Origin of the sequence: Mycolicibacterium hodleri (assembly GCF_025822245.1) — a bacterium.
GTDB classification, from domain to species: Bacteria; Actinomycetota; Actinomycetes; order Mycobacteriales; family Mycobacteriaceae; genus Mycobacterium; species Mycobacterium hodleri.
Map to the genome: position 1 here is coordinate 33015 of NZ_JACKTL010000067.1, position 21836 is coordinate 54850.

General features: G+C 59.1%; 18 protein-coding genes and 1 pseudogene. 10 read left to right on the top strand and 9 right to left on the bottom strand.

Going from position 1 to position 21836, the window contains the following annotated elements; translation table 11 throughout:
* The first annotated feature begins 752 nt into the window (after positions 1–752).
* Together H7J06_RS27160 and H7J06_RS27165 are read left to right on the top strand one after the other, a co-directional pair.
* A pseudogene (locus tag H7J06_RS27160) lies at positions 753–2100 on the top strand (Mu transposase domain-containing protein).
* Positions 2097–2534, top strand: coding sequence for an ATP-binding protein (locus H7J06_RS27165; RefSeq protein ID WP_264042521.1), 438 nt, complete (start codon positions 2097–2099; stop codon positions 2532–2534). Before H7J06_RS27160 ends, H7J06_RS27165 begins: the two are co-directional and overlap by 4 nt.
* A gap of 713 nt (positions 2535–3247) precedes the next feature.
* On the opposite strand, the gene H7J06_RS27170 is transcribed toward H7J06_RS27165, so the two are convergent.
* Positions 3248–4039: a hypothetical protein gene (locus tag H7J06_RS27170; RefSeq protein WP_264042523.1), complete on the bottom strand. Its 792-nt coding sequence runs from the start codon at positions 4037–4039 to the stop codon at positions 3248–3250.
* Positions 4040–4440: 401 nt separating this feature from the next.
* Here H7J06_RS27170 and H7J06_RS27175 point away from each other — a divergent pair, with 401 nt between their 5' ends.
* Positions 4441–5310, top strand: a complete 870-nt coding sequence (locus H7J06_RS27175) for an SMP-30/gluconolactonase/LRE family protein (RefSeq protein WP_264042524.1) — start codon at positions 4441–4443, stop codon at positions 5308–5310.
* 69 nt (positions 5311–5379) lie between these two features.
* On the opposite strand, the gene H7J06_RS27180 is transcribed toward H7J06_RS27175, so the two are convergent.
* The 3 genes from H7J06_RS27180 to H7J06_RS27190 all read right to left on the bottom strand — a co-directional run bounded on the left by H7J06_RS27180 (position 5380) and on the right by H7J06_RS27190 (position 8653).
* Complete coding sequence (locus H7J06_RS27180; RefSeq protein ID WP_264042525.1) at positions 5380–6066, bottom strand: glycosyltransferase family 4 protein; 687 nt, start codon at positions 6064–6066, stop codon at positions 5380–5382.
* A gap of 607 nt (positions 6067–6673) precedes the next feature.
* Positions 6674–7612, bottom strand: a complete 939-nt coding sequence (locus H7J06_RS27185; RefSeq protein ID WP_264042526.1) for a glycosyltransferase family 2 protein — start codon at positions 7610–7612, stop codon at positions 6674–6676.
* Between the two features lie 3 nt (positions 7613–7615).
* Complete coding sequence (locus H7J06_RS27190) at positions 7616–8653, bottom strand: glycosyltransferase family protein (RefSeq protein WP_264042527.1); 1038 nt, start codon at positions 8651–8653, stop codon at positions 7616–7618.
* A gap of 166 nt (positions 8654–8819) precedes the next feature.
* On the opposite strand from H7J06_RS27190, the gene H7J06_RS27195 reads away from it, so the two are divergent.
* The 5 genes from H7J06_RS27195 to H7J06_RS27215 all read left to right on the top strand — a co-directional run bounded on the left by H7J06_RS27195 (position 8820) and on the right by H7J06_RS27215 (position 13620).
* Positions 8820–9398 (top strand): D-sedoheptulose 7-phosphate isomerase, encoded by a 579-nt coding sequence (locus H7J06_RS27195; RefSeq protein ID WP_264042528.1) that lies wholly within the window; start codon positions 8820–8822, stop codon positions 9396–9398.
* A gap of 34 nt (positions 9399–9432) precedes the next feature.
* Positions 9433–10011, top strand: a complete 579-nt coding sequence (locus tag H7J06_RS27200; protein WP_264042529.1) for a D-glycero-alpha-D-manno-heptose-1,7-bisphosphate 7-phosphatase — start codon at positions 9433–9435, stop codon at positions 10009–10011.
* Positions 10008–11069: a GHMP family kinase ATP-binding protein gene (locus H7J06_RS27205; RefSeq protein ID WP_264042530.1), complete on the top strand. Its 1062-nt coding sequence runs from the start codon at positions 10008–10010 to the stop codon at positions 11067–11069. Before H7J06_RS27200 ends, H7J06_RS27205 begins: the two co-directional genes overlap by 4 nt.
* 35 nt (positions 11070–11104) lie before the next feature.
* The gene (locus H7J06_RS27210; RefSeq protein WP_264042531.1) at positions 11105–11842 is read left to right on the top strand and encodes a sugar phosphate nucleotidyltransferase; all 738 of its coding nucleotides are present in this window, start codon (positions 11105–11107) and stop codon (positions 11840–11842) included.
* A gap of 1067 nt (positions 11843–12909) precedes the next feature.
* Complete coding sequence (locus H7J06_RS27215; RefSeq protein ID WP_264042533.1) at positions 12910–13620, top strand: class I SAM-dependent methyltransferase; 711 nt, start codon at positions 12910–12912, stop codon at positions 13618–13620.
* A gap of 254 nt (positions 13621–13874) precedes the next feature.
* Here the strand turns inward: H7J06_RS27215 and H7J06_RS27220 are convergent, their stop codons facing one another.
* From H7J06_RS27220 to H7J06_RS27235, 4 genes are all read right to left on the bottom strand, one after another.
* Complete coding sequence (locus H7J06_RS27220; protein ID WP_264042534.1) at positions 13875–15392, bottom strand: hypothetical protein; 1518 nt, start codon at positions 15390–15392, stop codon at positions 13875–13877.
* A gap of 88 nt (positions 15393–15480) precedes the next feature.
* Positions 15481–16353, bottom strand: coding sequence for a hypothetical protein (locus tag H7J06_RS27225; protein WP_264042653.1), 873 nt, complete (start codon positions 16351–16353; stop codon positions 15481–15483).
* A complete protein-coding gene (locus tag H7J06_RS27230; RefSeq protein ID WP_264042535.1) occupies positions 16353–17483 on the bottom strand; it encodes a Gfo/Idh/MocA family protein in 1131 nt (376 codons plus the stop codon). The genes H7J06_RS27225 and H7J06_RS27230 overlap by 1 nt, the downstream gene beginning before the upstream one ends.
* A 25-nt stretch (positions 17484–17508) precedes the next feature.
* On the bottom strand, positions 17509–18651 hold the full coding sequence (locus H7J06_RS27235) for a DUF1972 domain-containing protein (RefSeq protein ID WP_264042536.1): 1143 nt from the start codon (positions 18649–18651) through the stop codon (positions 17509–17511).
* Positions 18652–19492: 841 nt separating this feature from the next.
* Here H7J06_RS27235 and H7J06_RS27240 point away from each other — a divergent pair.
* Positions 19493–20038 (top strand): arsenate reductase/protein-tyrosine-phosphatase family protein, encoded by a 546-nt coding sequence (locus H7J06_RS27240; protein WP_264042654.1) that lies wholly within the window; start codon positions 19493–19495, stop codon positions 20036–20038.
* A 242-nt stretch (positions 20039–20280) separates the two neighbouring features.
* Positions 20281–20730, top strand: a complete 450-nt coding sequence (locus H7J06_RS27245; protein ID WP_264042537.1) for a hypothetical protein — start codon at positions 20281–20283, stop codon at positions 20728–20730.
* Positions 20731–21112: 382 nt separating this feature from the next.
* On the opposite strand, the gene H7J06_RS27250 is transcribed toward H7J06_RS27245, so the two are convergent.
* Positions 21113–21724 (bottom strand): M15 family metallopeptidase, encoded by a 612-nt coding sequence (locus tag H7J06_RS27250; protein WP_308205839.1) that lies wholly within the window; start codon positions 21722–21724, stop codon positions 21113–21115.
* Between the last annotated feature and the right edge of the window lie 112 nt (positions 21725–21836).

The window sequence follows — 21836 nt, forward strand, 5'->3', positions numbered from 1 at the left end:
CGCTCATAGCCGCGTGCGCTCTATTGTGATCCAGTCCAGCGCCTTTACGCCGAAGTACGGATGCTTTGGGGGCAGCTCGGTCGACTCAACGGCGCAGATTCGCACCAGCTAACAGTGCAGCAGTCGGGTTCGATCCGAGGCCGCCTTATTGGTGGCAACTGCCGACATCTCTAAACCCCGGTCGGCTGTGACGTGTATGGGTTCAGGACATCTTTGACCGTCGTCATCGGGACATGGGTGACCGGAAACCTGCACCTGCACTGGCATCGCCGGGGCGAGAGTCACTCTGCGATTCGACGTGGGCCCCATTCACGCCACGCCAGGCAACATGCTACTCAGGACACTACCGAACCCGTTCTCGTTCAATGAGATTCGACTGATTCGAGTAGCCCGTCCCGCGACCTGGGCGCTCCCTCCACCCCCGCCAGCTGGACCGCGAGCGTGCAGCGGCGAGTTCCCAAAGATGGTGTCGTGATGGTCGCCGGGCAGCGACTGCGAGTCGGACGAACCCGCGCGGGGATCATCGTCACTGTCGTAGTCGAGGATCACCAGTTCCGAGTGCTTGATGGCATCACAGAGCTGTCATTGCACACCCGAACATCAACCAAACCCATCTGACGGCGCTCGCTGAAATTCCCCAGTAGTGCTCATCGAAATTCCCCACCTGTGTGGTACCGCCAATGGGGGCGGGTCTCCCTTGAAGCTGATGGTCTCTGACCACGCATTGACTATCAGAGGAGACCCGCTTTCTCATGCTGACATGGGAGGACGATGTGGAAGTACATGCTCTAAGCAAACGAGGGTGGTCGATCTCGGGGATCGCCCGACACACCGGTCGTGACCGCAAGACGGTCCGGGCTTATCTGAACGGCACCAGCACTCCGGGCGTGCGCAGGCGCACCGCGGTGAATCCCTTCGAGGTGTTCTTGGCTTACGCGACCGCCCGGCTGGTCGACGACCCGCATCTGTGGGTGCGCACGTTGTGCGATGAACTTGAGGGCCTCGGGTACGCGATGTCGTATCAGACGTTGACCCGCCAGGTCCGCGAGCGCAAGCTGCGGCCGATATGCCAGGCGTGCCTGACCGCGACGGAGCACCCAACGCCGTCATCGAGCATCCGGCAGGTGAAGAGACGCAATGGGATTGGCTGGATCTGCCTGACCCCCAAGCGTCGTGGGGATGAGGGTCGATGGCGCACCTGTTCGTGGGCAGCCTGGCCTGCTCGGGCAAGTAGCGCGGGGTGGTGGCACCGGAGATGACCCAACCCTGGGTCATCGACGGGCTCGACCGGATCTGTCGGGGTCTGGGTGGGGTGAGCCGGGTGTAGCGCTTTGATCGGATGGCCACGGTCTGTCACCCGGAGTCTGGGCGAGTGACGGCGAGCTTTGCCGGGGTGGCCAAGCACTACGGGGTGTCGGTGGCGATCTGCCCGCCACGGCGCGGCAGCCGTAAAGGCGTGGTGGAGAAGTTCAATCACACTGCCGCGCAACGGTGGTGGCGAACACTGCCTGGTGACCTGACAGTCGAACAAGCCCAAGAACGCCTCGACGAATTCTGTCGGCTTCGCGGTGACACTCGGCTGCGTCCGACCTTCGACGGGAAAGCCTCGGTGGACCACCGTCGCCAGCCAGGACGGTTTGCATCCGATGCCGGCGCGGGCGTATCCGGCGATCCTGACCTCCGAGCGGGTGGTGTCGCGGCAAGCGTTGGTCTCCTATCGTGGCAACCGGTACTCGGTGCCGCCGGAGCTCGCGTCGACAAGCGTGACCGTCACCCACGTACTCGGGGCCGACGTCATCGACGTGGTGACCGCCTCGGGCATCACCATCGCCCGCCATCCTCTAGCGGCTGATGGGACCGGGGTGATGGTCAGCGACCGCGGTCACGTCTACGCCCTGGAGCAGGCCGCACCGCCGCAAGAAACGCATCCCGCCGGGGCCGGAAGCTCTGGCCGCGGCTGCCACCCTTCGACGCACAACGACTGCTAATAGCCCTCTCGATGAGAACCAATACACCACAACACAATTCGATTCCACTGCCGTGCTATACGACCTGTCGGTCTACGAGCGTACCGCCCGCGGAAGGAACACCCTGTCATGACTACTCGCACCACCGCCGATGCCGGTGACCGTCTGCCCGCCCCGAACACTGCCGAAGCGGCCAGCCTCTATCAACGCTTGCGCGGACGTCTTGCCGTGCTGAAGCTGCGCGACGCCGCTGAAGCGTTGCCAGCGGTCCTGGATCAGTCAGCGGCCCAGGACCTGTCGATGACCGCCGCCCTGGACCGGCTGTTGTCCATCGAAGTGGAGGCCACCGAAGCCCGCAGGCTGGCGGGTCGGCTGCGGTTCGCCTGCCTGCCGACACCGGCGTCGTTGGAGGACTTCGACTACGACGCCGCAGCCGGGGTCGACCGCCTTCTACACCGCTCGGTCGTGCTCAACCCCGACGGCAATTCCTACCGCCTACGAGACCACAACGCTCGAGCCGAGAAACTCCGCCGAACGACCACCGGAACACGCCAACCACTACAGTGACGGTTGCTCGCAAGTGGGGATTTCAAGGAGCGCCACTGGGGAAATTCGATGAGCGCCGTCACATCCGCAATTTCAACGCAACCCGCCACCAACAACGGCAGACATGTCCCGATAATAATGCGTCACCTATGTCCCGAGACCACACACATCAGCTGCGCGTTCGCCCACCTCTGCGGAGTGGCACCGATACCCGCTGCAGGGAAGACCAACCGCAACCGCCTGCACGTCGGCGCGACGGAGCCGCCAGCAGCGCCCTAATCTCCATACCATTGTTGACGACGGTCGAAAAGGCAGCCAGAAGCGACGTTGACTAGAACTCGCCCCGTCGCGACTGGCCAGATCTTCAAGAGTCGTACACCACCATCGTGTGGCTGCGCTTATGACCCAAAGCAGCCGCACGTACGCCGAAGAAACAATCGCCACGGAACCCGGGGCACACCCCGGAGGTGAAAGTTACGCAGTGCTCTTGAATGGGTGCACAAGCGCAACACCAGCCGACTCCACGTATACCTCAGCGCAACTACCAAACGCCGAGTTTTATGGCATCGTCGTTCCTTCGGAACGGACCTACCAACCCGTGGCGCCGAACTGTATTAACGGGAGCCTCCACCAGACCAAAGCAATCACCACCGCATCCCTTGTGGCAGTTACCGAAGTGGTCTATAAGTCCTAAGTGCTACCAATTAGCACCTACGTGCTCGGTCTCGGCACTGTCAAACTAATCCATTGATTATGGACGCAAGATGGTGCCCTATTGCCGTGTATGCAGCCTGTGTGAAGTGTGTGCCATCGACCGTCAATGCCGGTGCAATATCCCCGGCTTCGACCGCCGCGATGTCGGCGGGCGTTGGGGGCAAGCGAACTGCAGCGAGACCATCCGTTACGAGCCAACTTCGCAGATCGACGAACCGCGAACCGTAGACAATCGATAGTTCGCTTCTCACGCTGGGCACGGCCCCGACGATCAAGTACTTCTTTGGCTCACTAAGCGAGTCGACCATCGAAGCGATATCACGCATGATTGCCGTCTTTTGTCCCCCGTTGTTAGTCCCCGCCCAGATAATCTGAGTACAGGCCCGGTAGTTGGCCCCTATGTCACTGCTGAATACGGATTCCGCCGGGACCGGCACGACTGATTCGGGTGCTCGATCTGGAACGAATCCGAAGATCTCCGCCCCCGATGACATTGTGTGCTGCAGGTTGCCAGACACACCAGCGAGTGTGCCGTGCATCTCCATCGTGCCGGCCTTAGCATATTGAGTCCAGCCATCTATGGGGCTTATAGCAAGTACCGGAACTGCCGCTGTTGATCCGGACGGAATTCGATTGTTAATCAGCGTGACTGCGGGTTTCAAACCACCTTGCCGGACCGCGATCTCAGCTGATCCCTGTGACGGGACGCCGAAGTTTACCGTCTGCACGTGGAGGTCTTCGCCGATCGTGTCTAGCCAGGTTGGTTTAGCTTGCCGCCAGACACCGTCAACTTTGGTAAGCGAGTAAGTCAACGAATCACCCCAACCCACTACACGCCCCGGGGGGCAGACTGAGTGGCCGGTTGCTGGTTCGGCCCCGGTCTGTCCGGCACCAGAGCAACCCATCGTCAGTACGGCAGAGAGCACGACCAACGGCTTGGCGGAGCGCCAACTGGTGTTCACAGGAGCAGCCTAGATGTCGCCTCCAACCTGGTTGGTTAAGAAACTGTGACGACACGCTGTGGCTGTGATGAGGCTCAACGAAAGTGCGCAGCATAGATCGGTGAAAGCGCTGCGGTTGCGAGGGCAGAGATCGGCTGGCTCGCTGACGCTGAGGCTGCTGTATGTGCATCGCCGAAGTCAGCGTTTGGGGTCGAGTCGGCATCGGGCTAGCGGCTAGCATCGCCACCCAATGGAGATTTGGGGACGATCCGATGCGTATCGCTGAACAATTGACCCGTTCGTTCGCCCACCACGGAGAGGGGCCGTTCTGGGACTCTCGCGGCAATCGCCTGTTATGCATGGATGTTTTCGCGAGTGCGGTCGTCGCGATCGACTCCGACGGGGATATCCGCCGCTACCCGGTGCCAGGCCGGGCCGCGACGGTAATCAGACATCGCGCGCGTTCCGGCTTCGTCATCGGAACGGAACACGGCCTCGTCTTCTCGAACGAGGAGTTATCCGACTTCGAACATCTCGCCACAGTGGTGAGTGACGATGCGACGGTACGCACGAACGACGGCGGCTGCGACCCCCTCGGGGGCTTCGTCATCGGGACCATGTCATACATCGGTCAACCAGAACACGGAGCCGTCTACCGAGTTGCGCCCGACCTGCGAGTGACTGAACTCCTTGCATCCGTGTCGATCTCAAACGGTGTTCAGTGGTCGGCTGACGGCACGCGAGCTTTCTACATCGACAGCCCCACCCGGCGCGTGGACGCCTTCGACGTTGACCCCCATACAGGCGCATGGTCGGGACGCCAGACGCTCATTCGATTTGACGGTCTAGGGGGAGTTCCCGATGGCATGGCGATCGACGAGGACGACGGATTGTGGATAGCGGTGTGGGGCGACGGGGTGGTGAATCACTACGATAAGGCAGGGCGCTTCGTCGAAGCGATAGCTGTACCCGGCGTCACTCAGGTGAGTTCCTGCGCCTTCGGCGGGGACGGCCGCAGCGTCCTTTTCATCACCACCTCTCGCCAAGACCTTCGCGATGGCGAACAGCCAAATGCCGGCGCGGTGTTTTCTATCCGTACTGGAGTACGGGGCGCGGCCCAGGCGGAGTTTCACCCTGAGTAGAATGGTCGTTCTTGAACACTCAGGGCGCGCTAAGTACTGATGCAGCAAGCCAACTCGCAACCTGGAAAGCTAAGTTCGAGCCCTAAGTAGTTGGTCGAACACTCTGCAGTACACCTCGACGGTGCGCTCCCAGCTGAAGCGCTCCCGGACAAGGCCCATTGACGCCTGTCCAAGCCGACGTGCCTGTTCGCGGTCCTGCATCAGGAGGACGATGTGTGCGGCGAGCTCACTTGGGTTGTCGCCAACCAACGCATGCACACCTGGATCGAGCCCCGCGATCGGACTAGCGCTCGCCGAGTTAAGGACCACCGGACAGCCCATTGCCATCGCACGAATGGCTTTCATAAGTATTCCGGCGTCCACCATCGCGGGAGCGAGCGTGACGCTGGCACGTTGTAACTCATCGTCGTAGTCGTCGACCTCACCGACTACCGTCACCCCCGCATCGGCGTCGAGCTCCTTTACAGCGGCGGTCGGGCGCGCGCCGAAAATTCTAAGTTCGGCGTCCGGCAAATGCTGCCGTACCAACGGAATCACTTCCCGTGCAAGATAAATCGCTGTAGCCTCATTTTCCGAACGCCACAATGCACCCCCAAAGACCGCGACGTGTCGGCGATCTCCTTGCCATCGACCGGTCGTAGGGTTGAGTCCGACCGATGCCACCTCTACGATTCCTCGAGAGCTCGAAATCTTGTCTCTGTCGCGCTCAGAAAAGACAATGAGTCCATCGATGTTACATTTCATGTCGTTCTTCATGCGCTCGAACTTTGCGCGCTCGAGTTGCTGTAACCAACGACGAATGTAGGACATCTCCGACCTCGGTTGGATCACAATCTCACCTGGTAGGTCATGCAAAGTGATACTTGTGCGAGTCCGCCCAGCGCAAAGCTGGAGCGGCTCGAATGCTTGCGCGTACTCCGCATGCAGGATGTCGGGCTGCAGCCACTGAACGAGAGCCGCAGCCTCCCTGGTGGATTGCCGTGACCACGATCCGCGGGCAGCGAACGGATACCGCCCAACTCGTTCTAATTGTGTTCGTTTTACGGGTGAGCCGGCGTGGTAGGTCACCCCTTCGACTTGCCAGCTCCGAAGCAGTCCATTTTGTTGGGACGGCGCATACACATGCAGGTCCATCAACGGAGCTAGTGCCTGTACCAATGGTGAGGCAAGGTCATTGGCTGCGTGGTCGTGATGTATCAGTGGCGAGTACGGGGTCAGCAAAAGAACTTTCATTGCCTGGTGTCCAACCCCTCTCGCGATTCTCGACCCCGACAGATTGCAGCAGAGCCCCCAGACTTCAAGAGCGACCGGCGCCGCGCCGCCCCGGTCGAGCTCATCCAGCAGACTATGCTCCACCGAACCGCTATCTGCGGCACCTGTGGGGCTTGCCGGCTTGGGTGAAACCTTCGAAGATTCCTCGGGTGGCTGCGATCGCCTTGGGCAGGCGCCCCTCCGTCTCACGCAGCGCCTTACCGATGGTGCGAAGCGTTTCGATACCCCCTTTCCCAAACGCGAGTCGGCGTCGTGAGACTCCGATGTCGCGGGCGAAAGTGAAGCGATTGCGAGAGGACCAATAGTAAAAAGTTTGACTTTGCCCTGTGCCTGACGAAGCGCCGACCGCGTGCCAGAGATGGGCTGACGGTACTACGCCGAGCCGACATCCCCGTTCGCGGGCGCTCCATGAGAAGTACGTGTCTTCCCAATAAAGAAAGTAGCCGCTAGGAAACCCTCCCAGGGTGCGGAATGTGGACGCACGCATCATCGGCGCTGCTCCAGTGATGAACTCTGTTTCAAACGCGCGACGCGGCGCATCGGCAAGACGGCGACCGTAAAGTTGATGTTTAACACGCACCTCGCGAACGGAGATTGAGCCGCCGCAATACCAGATCCAGGGATCTAGTTCATTGCCGCTGTAAATAAGTGGTGACACAAGGTCGAATTCGCCTGAATCGAGCTCGTCTTCAAGGGACTCCAGACAGCCCGCACGGAGCCGCGTGTCCGGGTTGAGAAGCCATATGACATCGTCATCCTTCACGTCGGAGCTGCTTACGAGCGCGTTCATCCCGCCACCAAAGCCCATGTTCGTCGTTCTGATGTCAAGTGTCACCCCCGGCAATCCGTCGATCCCGGCCCGTAGAGCACAGAGATTTGCAGGCGTAGAGCAGTTATCCAGCACGTGTACGACTACAGCGCGACCGTGAGGCGACTCCCTCGGAAGCTCTTTCACAAGGCGCGACGTCAGATCGGGTGTGTTGAAGTGCACTGTCAGCACGTGTAACACGCTGCCCGTGCCGCTAGTCATGGCCTACTGACCTGTCAACTCGCCGGATTGCTGCAGCAGCGCGCACCATTCTGACGATCCAAGCCTCGAATAAGTTGAGGCGGAACGCATTTGATCCGACCGTCCGAGCGCAGCCGCCTCCACAGCCGCCAACCACGAACTCGGGTCATCCCAATTACCAACAGCGCCAGGAAAATTTGCCCCTAGAATCGATGTCAAAAACCCCGTGCTGCGGCCAACGACGGGTACGCCGGCCTCGAGGGCGCGTAGGGCAACGCCGCTTTGAAAATAGTAGCGATAGGGCAAGAGCACGACCGATGCCGACGCCAGAAGCTCATGAAACTCTTCTTCCGGCAGAAAGCGATTTATTAGCTGCCACCCGGGTATTGGCGGCCAACCGCGCCCCGCCACGGTTGGATTCCAGCCAGCAGCGGTCAACGATGGAGCGATAGCGGCCATCGCATCCAAATCGCGTGCTGGTTTGTACTGGCCTAATACCAGAACCGTTCGGACGGGCCGCACCGCACTGTCTGAACTCGGCGCCCTCATTGGATGTGGTGCAAGGTGAATCCGTTCAGGTGCGAAGTACCGGGCAGCGACGTCGTGCGCCTCCGGGCTCATCGTGACCAGATGAGGCCACTTAGATCCTGACAGCTTGCGTGACAGAGCCGCTGCCCGTGGCGAGAGGCCGTTCTGCCGCGCTAACGGTTCGGGATCGTGCATCGCGATGAATGTCTGATTGGTGTAGTGGCGCCATAACGGCATGTCCAACCAGCCGAGTAGGGGCCATGCAACGACGTTTGGCCCACCTTCGCGGGCGTAACGGCGACCGTTTTTGATGTGCGCGCCTAGTGCAAGGGCTTTGGCGCGCAGGCTTCCCGCGACCTCGCCATTGCGAGACTCGAGCCGGATAGAAGGAACACCACCAGCCTCGAGGGACTCCGACAGTCGCTCAACGAAATGTTCGGATACATCATGCAACGGGCTATAGAGCCGGACGGGCGCGCTGGCTGGGCCGATCAACTGAGCTCCGGTACGTTCACGTGATGGTGGCGCATTCATCTCGTCCTGGATGGGCAGACAACGCCTAGCGCCGTCTATTGTGACACTAGCAGCCGAGCCGCCGCGCCGATTGGTCAGCGATATTCGGTGGAGCTTGGACCACCAGGGGGCCATGGCGGCGTCAGGTGCGAAGCCGACATGGGGATGTCTAAGAGGGGGACTGAGCATGAGGGACGTTGCGGATATTTTTGCCGAGACCGTCGCGGTTAAGACGCGTGTTCTGAATGACGCGGACTTGCTCGAGACAGCTCGCGCCGTTGGGGAACGGTTAATTGCGGGTTACCGCACCGGTGCACGAGTGTTTATGTGCGGAAATGGTGGCAGCGCGGCAGATGCACAGCACTTTGCTGCGGAACTGACGGGGCACTTCATTTTTGATCGGCCGCCGCTCGGGGCAGAAGCGCTCCACGGCAATTCGTCGCACGTTACAGCGGTCGCAAACGACTACGACTACGACACCGTTTTTGCGAGAGCGCTTCAGGCATCCGCAAGACCCGGCGACACCCTTGTGGCGATTAGTACCTCCGGAAACTCTGCGAACATTCTTCGCGCTGCCAGCGTAGCGAAGGAGCTTGGAGTCACAGTTGTCGCATTAACAGGTGCATCTGGTGGGAAGCTTGCGGAATTCGCGGATTACTTGATCAATGTCCCTTCAAGTGATACCGGGCGAATTCAGGAGTCTCATATCGTGTTCATCCACGCAATCTCCGAACATGTCGAATACGCGATCTTCGCAGCGAAGTAGCAGCGACCCGGCGAACCAGCGTGCTGTCCAAGAGATGATCTTGGAACGCACTGGCCGCGAGTGGTGTCTGTTCGTCGATAGAGACGGCGTGATCAATCGGCGGATTGTTGGTGACTACGTTCGGACCTGTGAGGACTTCGAGTGGCTGCCTAACGCTCGGCGCGCCCTGCGACTTCTACGGGGGTGGGCACCTCACCTTGTCGTCGTCACTAATCAACAGGGTGTCGGCAAAGGACTCATGAGCAATGACGATCTAGTGGCAATACACGACCACGTTCAGAGTGTGTTATCAACAGACGGCGTGCGGGTCGATGGATTTCAGGTATGCCAGCACCTAGAGGCGGCCAAGTGCAATTGTCGAAAGCCGAGACCGGAGCTCATCCTTAAATGGCTAGCAAATAATCCCAGCAGTGTCCCAGACCTAAGCATCATGGTCGGCGACAGCAGAAGCGACATACAGTTGGCGCGCAATGTCGCTGCTGAGGTTGGCGGTTGTGCGAGTATTCGGATTGGGGGTCGTGTCGATCCGGAGAATATGGCCGATGCGTCGTTTGATTCCCTCTGGGACTTTGCTGTCGCAGTAGGGAAGCTGGGGGAGGAAATCGAGGGATGACAGTGTTACGTGGGAGAGCACCTTTGAGACTCGGTCTCGGCGGCGGAGGTACCGACGTAGACCCCTATTCAACCGAGTTCGGCGGCAGAATTCTCAACGCAACGATTGATCGTTACGCTTATGCGTTCGCTGACCGTGGTCCAGGGGATGTGATCGCATTTCGGTCCCCGGACCGTGATCGGGCCGGCGAGGCCGATGTTGGTGATCTCACGTCACTAGAAGAGCACTTTCCACTTCACGTGGCCGTCTACCGACGCGTGATCGCCGAGTTCAATGGCGGCGCACCATTTCCCCTACAGCTTGCCACTCAGGTTGATGCTCCCCCGGGGTCAGGGCTTGGTTCATCGTCAGCGCTGGTCGTCGCCATGCTAATCACGACATGCGAACTCTTGGGTGTGTCCCCTGGGCCGTATGAGCTCGCAAGGTTAGCCTGGGAAATTGAGCGAGTCGATCTCGGCATGGCGGGTGGTTGGCAGGACCACTATGCGGCGGCATTCGGCGGTTTCAACTTCATGGAGGCTCGATCCACCGGTGAGGTTGTAGTCAACCCGCTACGTATAAGTCGACAGGTCATCGCCGAGCTGGAGGTTTCTCTGCTTTTGTACTTCGGAGGCGTCTCCCGCCTTTCTTCGGAGGTCATCGCCGAGCAACAACGCAACGTCATCGAACGAGATAGCGACGCCCTCGATGCGACACACTCAATACGCGCGGAGGCCCTTGAAATGAAGGATCTGCTTGTGGTGGGCGACATACCGGGGTTCGCGGAGTCGCTGCTACGTGGCTGGGAAGCCAAGAAGCGATTAGCCTCCCGAATTTCAAATCCGACAATCGAACGTGCCTATCATGTTGCGGAGTCACATGGCATGGTCGCCGGCAAAGTATCGGGCGCGGGCGGTGGTGGGTTCCTGATGATGATCGTCGACCCCCAACGCCGGATAGAAGTCAAGCGCAGCCTTGAGCAGGAGTGCGGAGGATCAGTAACCCCGTGTCTCTTCACGAAAAGCGGCGCAGCAACTTGGCGGATTCCAGCGCGCCGTACGCAGCACTCCGCTTCCTAAATGAACTGCGCCATCGCGAATGCAAAGGATGATCTATGCAACTCGTTGCATTAGCGGGAGGACTCGGCAAACGACTACATGGTGCGATCCCGGACGGTGTCCCAAAGCCTATGGCGCCCATCGCAGGCAAGCCCTTCCTGGAGCATCTCCTCGACCGCGCGATGGCCCAGGGAGTCAACGAAATTCACCTCCTAGTGGGTTACGCGGCCAACGTAATCAAGAGTCATTTCGGAGATAGTTATCGCGGAGTGCCACTAACGTACTCTTTCGAAGACGCCCCTCTGGGCACTGGGGGCGCGCTTCTAGCAGCAAAGTCTCATCTGGCGTCTGAGTTCCTTTTCGTCAACGGCGATACATTCGCAGACGTAGATTATCGCGCGCTACTCGATCTTCTCGGTACAAATCAGTTGGCTATGGCCCTGTCGGAGATTGCGGAGGTCAGCCGATACGGGAGCGTTAGCACGTCAGCTGGGGTCGTAGTCGGTTTTCGTGAGAAAAGTGCCAGCGGACCAGGGATGATCAATGCCGGCGCATACGCCTGCCGTAGCGATCTACTCGATTTGCTCCCGACCGGGCCCTCCTCCTTCGAGCAACAGTTTCTTGAGCCCTGTCTCCCCTGGCTGCGCCCGCGGTTCGTGATGACAAGATCCCCAATCATTGATATCGGCACGCCTGAGTCATATAACTACGCGAATTCAGTCTTTGCCGCGGCGAGCCGGACCGGCCAGCTTCCACGCCACCAAGCGCACGGCGCCGCAGAAAATCAAGAATGACCCTTTCTTTGCACCTGACTCAGGCCATGGTCTGAGGATTCTCGGGTGAGCTGCCCTATTAACGGTGGTTTTGTGTCTGGGAGCGCAGCTGCATCGCTGGCCATTAGGCGCCCAGGTCAGCGTCGGAGGCAATCCAAGCGCCCGGAGAAGACGTTCTACGCCCAACTGGCCCGAGCGCGGGCGGTCGTTGCTGGTGAATGCGCCGCGAAGGCCATCCGCTTCGTCAAGCCCCATGCCGAAGGCCGCATAGTCGACAATGCCGGCCGAACTCGCGCGCAATCGACGGTCGGGGCCCAATGGCTATGTCACCAACATCTCCATCACGGTAACAACTGCGGGACAGGGCCATCCCCAAATACCACGACCCGAGGCACCACCAGCGCTCATTTCGTATCTCCAAGAACGGCTTTCGCACCCGACCAATGTTTAACCGTGCCTGCGACGCGCCCGAAGCCCACCGGACCACCGTGGTATGACCTCGGTCAGCACCCTGACCGTCGGATAGTACCTAGGACCTCGCGGCCACCGCCGACGTCATGAAGCACAACGGCCGCACGGTCGGCGACCGTCGTCATCGATGTGTTGCCGACGGTGAAACGTGACTAGTCGCGTCGCTCTCGGCCTAGGTTCGGACCGTCGTCACGCAACAGTCACCTCCCAGAACGAAGTCAGCTAGCCACTTTTGCATAGATCGAGCGTTGTCACCGGCCAGCTCAGGCTGCTCATAATACAATTCGAAGGACTGTTTCCTCCCACCTGGTCGGAGCAAGCGGCCCCTACCAGCCGAAAGCTGTAGCGTAAACAACTTCAGGTGATTTAGAACTAGCAGGCACACATTTGTTCAGTCTGCCAAAACTAGCAGAGGCTATCGCGAAAGGAATGCGACAGCTAGGCGTCGAACATCTGCCGAAATGAGGGGTGCAATGATCGAGTTGAGAACATACGCGGTAGATCTTTTAATTCGTTCGAAAAATCCTCCGTCGTGCAAAATTTGTGCGAGCGAAACGACCACTTTCGATCTCTTAGACTTCAACAAGACTTGCCACGGCCGGAAATACCCTTCTGGGGTGGCCGGAGTTCCCGTGATGTACTTTCGATGCAACGAATGCGAATTCATTTTTACTGATTTCTGCGATGGATTTACAGATCACCAGTGGTCTGAGTTCATCTATAACAGGGATTATTATGCCACCGTTGACCCCGATTACGCCGAGATTCGGCCCAGGGATAGCGCACAGTGGGTTGCGACGTTTCTGGCAGGAAAGACGGGCACAACGATCGGCCTCGATTATGGCGGCGGCAACGGACGAATGGCCAAATACTTACGAGATACAGGATGGTCGTACGATTGCTGGGATCCGTTTGGCCAAACGGATGTATCGTCTGAAAATCAAGGAAAATATAACTTTTGCTCCTCTATTGAGGTCTTTGAGCACACACCTAATCCGCTAGGCTCTCTTCAGTCTCTTTTAGAGAAGTGCACACCCAATGATCTGATAGTCATGATCGGAACTTCTATACACGACGGTGTTGTGTCCGACGAGAAGCGTCTGAATTGGTGGTATGCCGCACCGCGCAATGGCCATATCTCGTTATACTCTCGAAAATCGTTGCAGGTTTTGGCGGCAGAGTTCGGGCTGACCTATGTCAGCATGTCTAGAGGGAGGCATCTCCTAGTCCGTGGTCACACGAGGCGTGAAATGCAGACAATGCTGTTGCGGAGCAAAGTAAGGACTACGGCCCGGGAAGTCCTCAGAAAAGGAAAAGGCGACTCCTGACCTAGGCGCTGCTGGCCCGATTTTGCCCTTTCCCCTTGGCCGTTTCGATTGGTCTAAGCCTAACGGTCCTGTGGAAGTTCCGGCCGGCCGATGCAAGATCGATCGTCGCCTACGGCGGCTGGACACTCCCTTCAGCGTGGTTGCTGCCATTCACAGTTGAGACGTGGAACCCGCGGCCGCCGATTTGACATGAATCTCTCAGTCTGGAACCACCAGCAAAGCGGGCAGCTGAGCGCCGGCAACCACCACTTTGGTTAAGGAAGTACTGTAATAGTGGACCCCGATTCGCGGCCGGTTGCAGCCTGCCAATCCGCTGCCTGCTCGACGGTTTCAGGCCGCTGGAACTGCATCTTCGTTCCAGCCTTTAAGCGGATCGTATTGTTACGCGTCACGTAGCCGCTAGGAGGCCCTTCAGCATGGTAACTATACGCCGAGTAAGCATCGTCGAATGTGTTGTTCTGGATTGTGACATCGACTGGAGTTTGCAATCGATAACTCAGAAGATGGACGCGGACATCTTGGTCTGGCCTTACGTCTGAAAAGACTCCGTAACCAGCACGCTCACAGACATTATTTTCTATCAGTATCCGCACGAAACCTGGCGATTCAGCATTGCTATTCTGGGACCATATCTCGAACATCTGACCACAATCGTGTATGTAGTTGTCCCGAATAGTCATGTCCTCCCAAAAGACTGGGCCGCCGTTCTGATCACGGCCCTGCGGACTCCAGGCCACATCGTAGACTTGTGCGATTTCGTTCTTCTCAACGGTCCAACGACTAACGTTGGGCCAGTTTTCGATAGCATTGCCATAGCGCGTATTGTCGACCGGCTGACCTGCCAACCAAGATCCGCCGATATAGTCAATTAGGCAGTCGTGTATGTGTACATCGGAACCATTTCCACGTATGCCGCAGCCACCGGTGCCGGTGACATGGACATCGTGAATATCGTTCCCCCCCTTTGCGCAATGAATGACGGCCCCTGTCGCTCCGTAAGCATTACCCTTTGGTGCGGCGTTGATATCACTGGCGATAGTTGCCGGGTTCCCGGAAGACCTGACGTATAGCGTGTCGTTTGGGATGTCACAATAGAAATCCCACGGGGCGTCGAGGTCGGATAACGCAAACTTCAGAGCAGGTTTGACCACGCCCTCCACCACCAGAAAGCCGACGTTGGCGTCGTTCGTCGCTGTGTATCCGCCGTGCGTATCGGGGGAGCCTAAGTCAATCTTCCAGACACCGTCAGCATGCTCATCCCAACCCTGAGGTGCGTTGAGCTGTTTATACATCGTGAGAATGGGCCTCGCGCCTGAACCGTAGGAACCGACCTCGCAACCAAAAGGCAAGTTCAGCTCCCCATAGAACGTGTCACCTCGCCGGAAGAGGAGGACCGACGAGTCCACGGGGAGCGAGGAGTTGGCCTTTTGGATAGTCGCCCAGGCTGACTCCAACGTCATTCCGTCCGCGTCATCGCTTCCTGACGATGAGACAAAGAAGGTCCTTGCAACGGAAGGCGCGTTTGAGATTCGCAAATCCGCCGGTGCCGCTGCTGATCTGCCCGTTGGAGCCATCGCTGCAGCAATGGCCGCACTGGCCGCAGAAGCGGTCCACCCAAGCAGCGCCCGACGTGAAAGAGACGACGTCAAAGAGGTCCCACCTTCCTTCATGAGACGGTCGGTTCCGTCCGACTGCTTCTTGCCCTTCGCGCGCAGGCCACGTAAAACAGGACGCTTCGCCAGTAGCCACATTAGCCCGGCGCCCTCCACCATGCAGGGCCCGAACAAGTGAGCCTAGGCAAAGAAAGACAAGCAATCAGAACCCCCGTTCACCGGAGGTCAGCCGTGCAAGGCCTTGATTTCAGTCGATAGCCGAGTATTTTCTGACGAGTTCGACCGTGGATTGAATGTTTCCCTGAGTTGAGGCGCCGAACACGATTGACTCAATGTTGGGGAGCGAGGTGACCCATTCGATCGCCTCGTCTGGTCGGATCGAACCCGAGGCGAAGACCGACATGGCAACCGCGCGAAACTTCCGGCTGGTGAGTGCGTCAATGTATGCGTCAATCCCGCCAGACATCCGGAACCCGATCTTGTTGATGTTGGAGCAGACGATCGGGTTTGCAATACCTACCGCGTCAAGCGCGTCGAGCAGTCGCGGCATGTTCATCGTTATGAATCCCGGTTCGGCACCGTACGCGTTCGACACGTGATCAGCGAATATCCGGAAAGCCTCGGTGAATCCCATCCCGAGTAGAAAGTCGACAACGACGTTCTGCAGGAAGACAACCGGCGTATCGAGCCCGTGAAACATCTTCATCTCGCTGTCAATGAGGAGCGTCATCACCCCCTCAATATCCTTCTTGGCGAAGGATTTACCGCTGCGCATCGCCGCATCGAAGAATCCCCCATCCGGCAGAAACTGCTTGACTGCGCCGAACATCCCCGCCTCGGACATTGCATTTGCGTACTTGTGCGCATATGGCATACATGGAAGAAAGGCTTGTCCGACATACCGTTCAGGTTTGGCACGGACCCGGTCTGTCACATCGGCGACACGATCGTGCGTTGTGCACATGAAGGTTGTCACACCCGCGTCGTAGGCCATGTCGAGCACTGACATGACTGCGTCGAGTGATTGAAAGCGCATTGCTTGGGCACGCGCTTTCTCTTCTGACATGTGGTTAATACCAAAGAACTGATTATCACCAAAAAGGAGACGATCCATGTAGATCATTCTCCACTCAGGGAGAGAAGCCGACGCCGCTGCCTACTTCGACCCCAGAATCCAGTCGGCCGTTGGGGGAGTTTGTCGGTAGCGTCTGGATGCGCGTCGAGCCTGCGTTCACTTCCGTCTGCGCTGTTAACAATCGCGCTGAGCACCTCATCGGTGATACTTGCTTCCGCAAAATCTGCGGATCCGGAGACCGCCTGCCGTCTGATCCGCTTCACCCATGTGTCGAGCTGGATCGAATACTCCTCCCCTCGTACATAGAAGTCGACCTCGCCCGAGAGATCGGTCGTGTATCGGACCGTCCAACCTTTGCCATACTCCTCGGGCGCATGTGTAGCGTCGCGGAGGTACACCTGAGTCTCCTGGCGGTCAACAAAAATTTTGCCGTTCGTGCCCCAGATCGAGATCCGGGTCGTCATTTTTCGCTGGGACTCATCTGACCAGCTGACCGACACCTGACCGCTCACGCCGCTTGGCCACATCAACGTCGTGAACACCTCATCCTCGGTTTCAGCCGAGAAGACCCGGCCAAGCACTGTGCCCGACACTGACTCCGGGCGGCCGAAATACCATGTGAGCAAATCAACTGGGTGCGCTGCGTAGTCATATAGTGCACCTCCGCCCTCGTCCTTCTTGCTCCGCCAGGTGCTGCCCTTTGACTTCAGCACGACTGGCCCGTAAGCCTCGGCGACCACCCGCGTGACCGTGCCTAGAACTCCCAGGTCCAGGATCCGCTTCACTTCATTGAACGTAGCCAAGTGGCGGTTGTGGTAGCCGACCTGAGTGACAAGACCTCGTTCGTTGGCAAGTGCCGCGAGGGCGACTGAGTCAGCCGGGTCGAGACAAAACGGCTTTTCGCAAAAGACGTGGATTCCGCTCTCAAGGCAGGCACGCACCATCGGAGCATGGAATTTCGACGGCGTCGAAATCACCGCTGCCTCTACGTGGGCTGAGTCCAGCATTCTTCCGAGATCGGCGTATGTGTCGACACCGGTGTACTTGCCCAAGACGTCACGGATGTACCCACTCGGGTCGCACACGCCAACGACTTTGACGTCGGCGTGTGCGTTGATGATCGAGAAGTGCGATAGGCCCATCTTCCCGAGCCCTACGATTCCAACATTGACCACAATCCCCCCTCATTTCCAATCCCCTTCAATCACTCTGTGTCCGAAGGGAAAGCGCGCTCTTGCGAAGCAACGCCTCATACTGCCCAGCGACGCGGTCCCATGTGAACTCGCTCTCGAAACGCGCCAGAGCATGTCGACTCAACTCCTCCGCACGCTCAGGGTTGTCGAGAAGTTCATCGATGCACTTCTCGGCTTCGGCAGGGGACCTGAAGTAGAGGCCGGCCTCCCCCGCGACCCACCTGTTGTATTTATTTTGATGTGCAATCACCGGGTTGCCAGCAGCCAAGGCTTCGACTAGTGACGGATTCGTACCTCCCACTGTGTGCCCATGAAGATATCCAAGAGAGTGGTAACGCAGTGCTTGCACCGTTGCAGGATCGTAGATGGGCCCCAAGAACGTGACCTCGTCACTCGCCGCGTCCAGTACCGCTCGATGATACGCATCGTCACCACCGTCGTACGCACCGAGGATCGCGAGTTGGATACTGCGCCGTTTCGCTGAAAACCCCTGTACCAGTTCGAGGATCGAGTTCTCCGGTATAGGCCGGGCAATCAGGGTCAAGTACTGCTGCGCCTTCAGGCCAAGTGCCTCGACCAACTCCTCTGGCGGATCCTCGGGCCGATGAGCGCCATACGTAATCGTCGTGATTTTCCGCGCAGGAGCACGGGTCCGCAGGTACTTGTTGAGTTCTGGGTGATCCGCGATCAGTTCGTTTCCGAAGAGTGCCGCGAAGCGTTCGTTGACGTACAGAATCGCCTGCCGGAGAACTCCCCATCGTCTACGCGACCATTCGATACCATCCATGTTGATGACGTTTGGCACCCGATGCAGGCGTTGCAAGATGTTGAACACCCCGGTGTTGTAGCCGAATGTCAGGCAGACGTCGCGATGCCTGACTGCGTGCCGGATCGACATCCAATCGAATCTCGCCGTGCCCAACCAACCTAGGTTCGGCACGGAGATGTTGACCCTCTCGATGCCATTCCATGCATCCTCGTAGATCGGGCCTTCATGATCAGTCTGGCAGTAGACAATGGCGCGCCAACCGTGATCTGTCAGGTAACGGGCGACATTCTCAGCTGCCGTCTCGAATCCCCCATAGTTGGCAGGCACGCCGTGAGTTCCGAGGATTCGAACCACCCGTTGCGAATCGGGTGCGTCGGTCACGGAATCTCGTAAAGGCATGAGTGACCCTCGACCAGTGGCTGACTCGCTGAGTCGCTCAGTCCGTCAACACAATTCATGTCGTAACCCTCAACCCGACCGACATCGGACGAACCGTTGGCGCCGCATGCCAAAATTATGGTGATATTCCCACCTCGGCCCCCTCGAGGCAACGTCAACAGTTTGGTGAACACCCCCCGCCATACCCCCCACAGGTACATAATTCCGCCGCAGCATGCCGCTCAAGCCTCATGCTAACGCCTTCACGACGTACTCGCCACGCCCCGAACTACCGCTTCGAACGATCTCAACCTGAGTGAGCATGGTGCGGATCTAGTCACACAGCAGTTCGCGCCAATCGAGCCGCCCGACCAGCGATCGACAAGCTATCGCCATCAGCGCTCTTCTGCGAGCAGATTCAGAAGGTACCTGCCGTAGCCGGATTTCAGCTGCTTCTCCCGTACGCACCTGCAACCCCTAGTCGGTCAAAACTCCTTGGCGCCAAGCGGTTTCACCGGGAACGCCGATCTTCGGCTCAGTGCTTTCCCTTCACTTTGAATATAATCCAGCAACGTCTGGAATCTGATCGAAGGGTTGATGTGTGTCGCCAGGCGGTGCCGCGTGGCAGCGTTTGCGCTCGAAGTCGGCCCTGTCCTCGCGAGGCGCGCTTCACGTCGGTAATCTCGTACTTGTAACACGATCGCTCGGGTTTCGTTCCTCCACAATCGCCCGCTCGGGTACCACGTTCGTAGTCCCGATCGAGCGCCCGGCCTACCTAGAGCGTTAGCGGCGGGTGCGTGTATCGCGAATACTGGGGGCGGTCATATGGGCCGACGCCGCCAATGTGCTTGATGAGGGGGAGATTGCCCTGCACATATTGTTCATCTGCACCGGAAACATCTGCAGGTCACCAACGGCCGAGCGCCTCGCCGTCGCGTACGGCGTTGAGCACGGCCTTCCGAGCTTCGTTGCATCCAGCGCAGGCACCCACGCGCTGCGAGGACTTCCAATTCACCCTGAGGCGGCGCTCGCTCTCGGGTCACTCGGTGGTGATTGTTCCGATTTCGCTGCTAGACAGATCAATGAGCGAATTGTTGCAGACGCCGACCTAGTGCTCACGATGACAAGGGCCCACCGAGATACCGTTCTGGAACATGCCCCGCATCGACTTCGCCGCACGTTCACACTGACCGAGGCAGCGATGATCGCTTCTCGGCACGATGCAGAGTCCCTCGAGGACCTCGCTTCGTTGCGCGCTCAAATTGCCGTTGACGAGTCGTCAGATATTTCGGATCCTATCGGCCACCGCCCCGAATTTTTTGGCGCGGTGGCCCGTCAGATAGCCCAACTCCTGCCTCCGATTCTCCAGCTATGCCGAAACGGTGGTTAGCACAAGCTCAATGGGCCACCCGGACCACCCAAGGTGGCATGGCCTGCCAGGGGAGGGTGACCCAGCGCCATTGAAAGCGGACGACATCAGCCCGGAATGTGCCGCACCTGTACTTGCCCGTTCGTGATGCGGCTCGGTCGGGCGGCGTCAAGCACTGCCTGGTAATCCTAGGCCGCGCTGGCTACTATCCGGTTGCCGGTCACTCGTACGGCGAAACGCACGTTGCGACCATGGGGGGTTGTATGAGTTCTATTTTTCGTATATTTGCGGTGCTTGCTACCGCCATTGCCATGCTGGCCATGACCAGCGGACTTTCAGCCGCAAGCAGTGACCCGCTGATCGGAAAGACCTATAGCGACGCCTCATCGACAGTTTCCGGATGGGGCTCCACGCCAATCATTTCGACGGTGTTCGGTGGCCAGCTGGCGACTGACAAGTGCACTGTCACTTCATGGCAGAAGGCGAAGCGTCAGATCGACGGCTCGAAGAAATCTGTAGTCTTGATGAACCTTTACTGCGATGACGCGGTCGCAACTGGGGCACCAGGAAACTCGGCTGCGAGCCCCGAAGGAAAGGCTGCGAAACACGACATCAAGACTGCAGCGTGGTGCTCGCTCCCTGAGCAGGCAACCAATGAAAACTGCGCAAAGTTTTGTCCAAAACACGACGGCTTGTGCACTGCGAACTTCTGAACCTCACCGCGGACCACGGCAACGTCCGGCCACGCTGATCATGTCCTCATAGCCGTGGCTCACGACGGCGGAGTTGTGGCGCAACGGGGATGCCCGCTCGAAACTCGAGGGTTTTCCCCGGTGCACAAGACGTTGCCGTGAGCTAATGTTGGTTCATCGGCCAGGGGGAGCTTGCGCCGATGACGTTCGGGGGAAGTCATGATCAATGGTCTGTTGGCACTACCAGGGCACGTGCGTGTCCCCTGGATTCACGCCGGCCACCAGCCACAGCCGGCGCCGGTGAGTACCGACGGCGCCTGCGTCACCTGCGACTTTCCGTTCGCGAACCTCTCGCACGTCTGCCTCGGCAGCGGCGAGCAGATCGCCAGCTGACGCCACCAGCTCAGTTCACCGGCACGTCCAGAATCGGTCGCGGATCCTTCGCGCCGGGTCCGTCGAAGTGCCACCACTCCCCCGCATACGGGGTGAGACCGCCGGCCTGCATCGCCGTCCGCAGCAGGGCGCGGTTGGCCTGCTGCTCGGCAGTCACCCCGTCGGTGGCGTAGGCCAGGCTCTTCGGGGTGAAGTCGTCGAACCCCGTACCCATGTCCAGCAGCCACCCGTAGTGTCCGTCGGCGACGGTCACGTCGACCGACCTCCCCGCCTCGTGGCTACGCGCGTAAACACTCGGTCGCGCAACCCAGTTCGGGTCGGGCACTTCCTGGAACATCCTCACCTGGACGTCGTGCGGACGGTAGCAGTCCCAGAACACTAGCCGGTTCCCTTGTGCCCGAAGCGCATTCGCGGCCGTGGCCAGACCGTCGGCCATCGACTCGTGCACCAGACACCGCGCGTCGGCCGGGTAGAGCGCCACCCCGACGAAGTTGTCGGCCGTCGCATATCGCAGGTCGACCGTCGCGTCGGGCACCACGGTGCGCACGTCGACCAGCCCCGCTGCCCGGGCCTGCGGCGACACCGGCGGCGGGTCGGCGGCGGCCGACGCAACGTTGATCATGGCGGCGCACATTACGCCGAACACGGTGACAATCCATCTCCTGGGCGGGGGCACGGTACGAGTCTGCAATGCCAGCGCGCCGAGACGCAGGAATACTGGTCTCGACACCGCG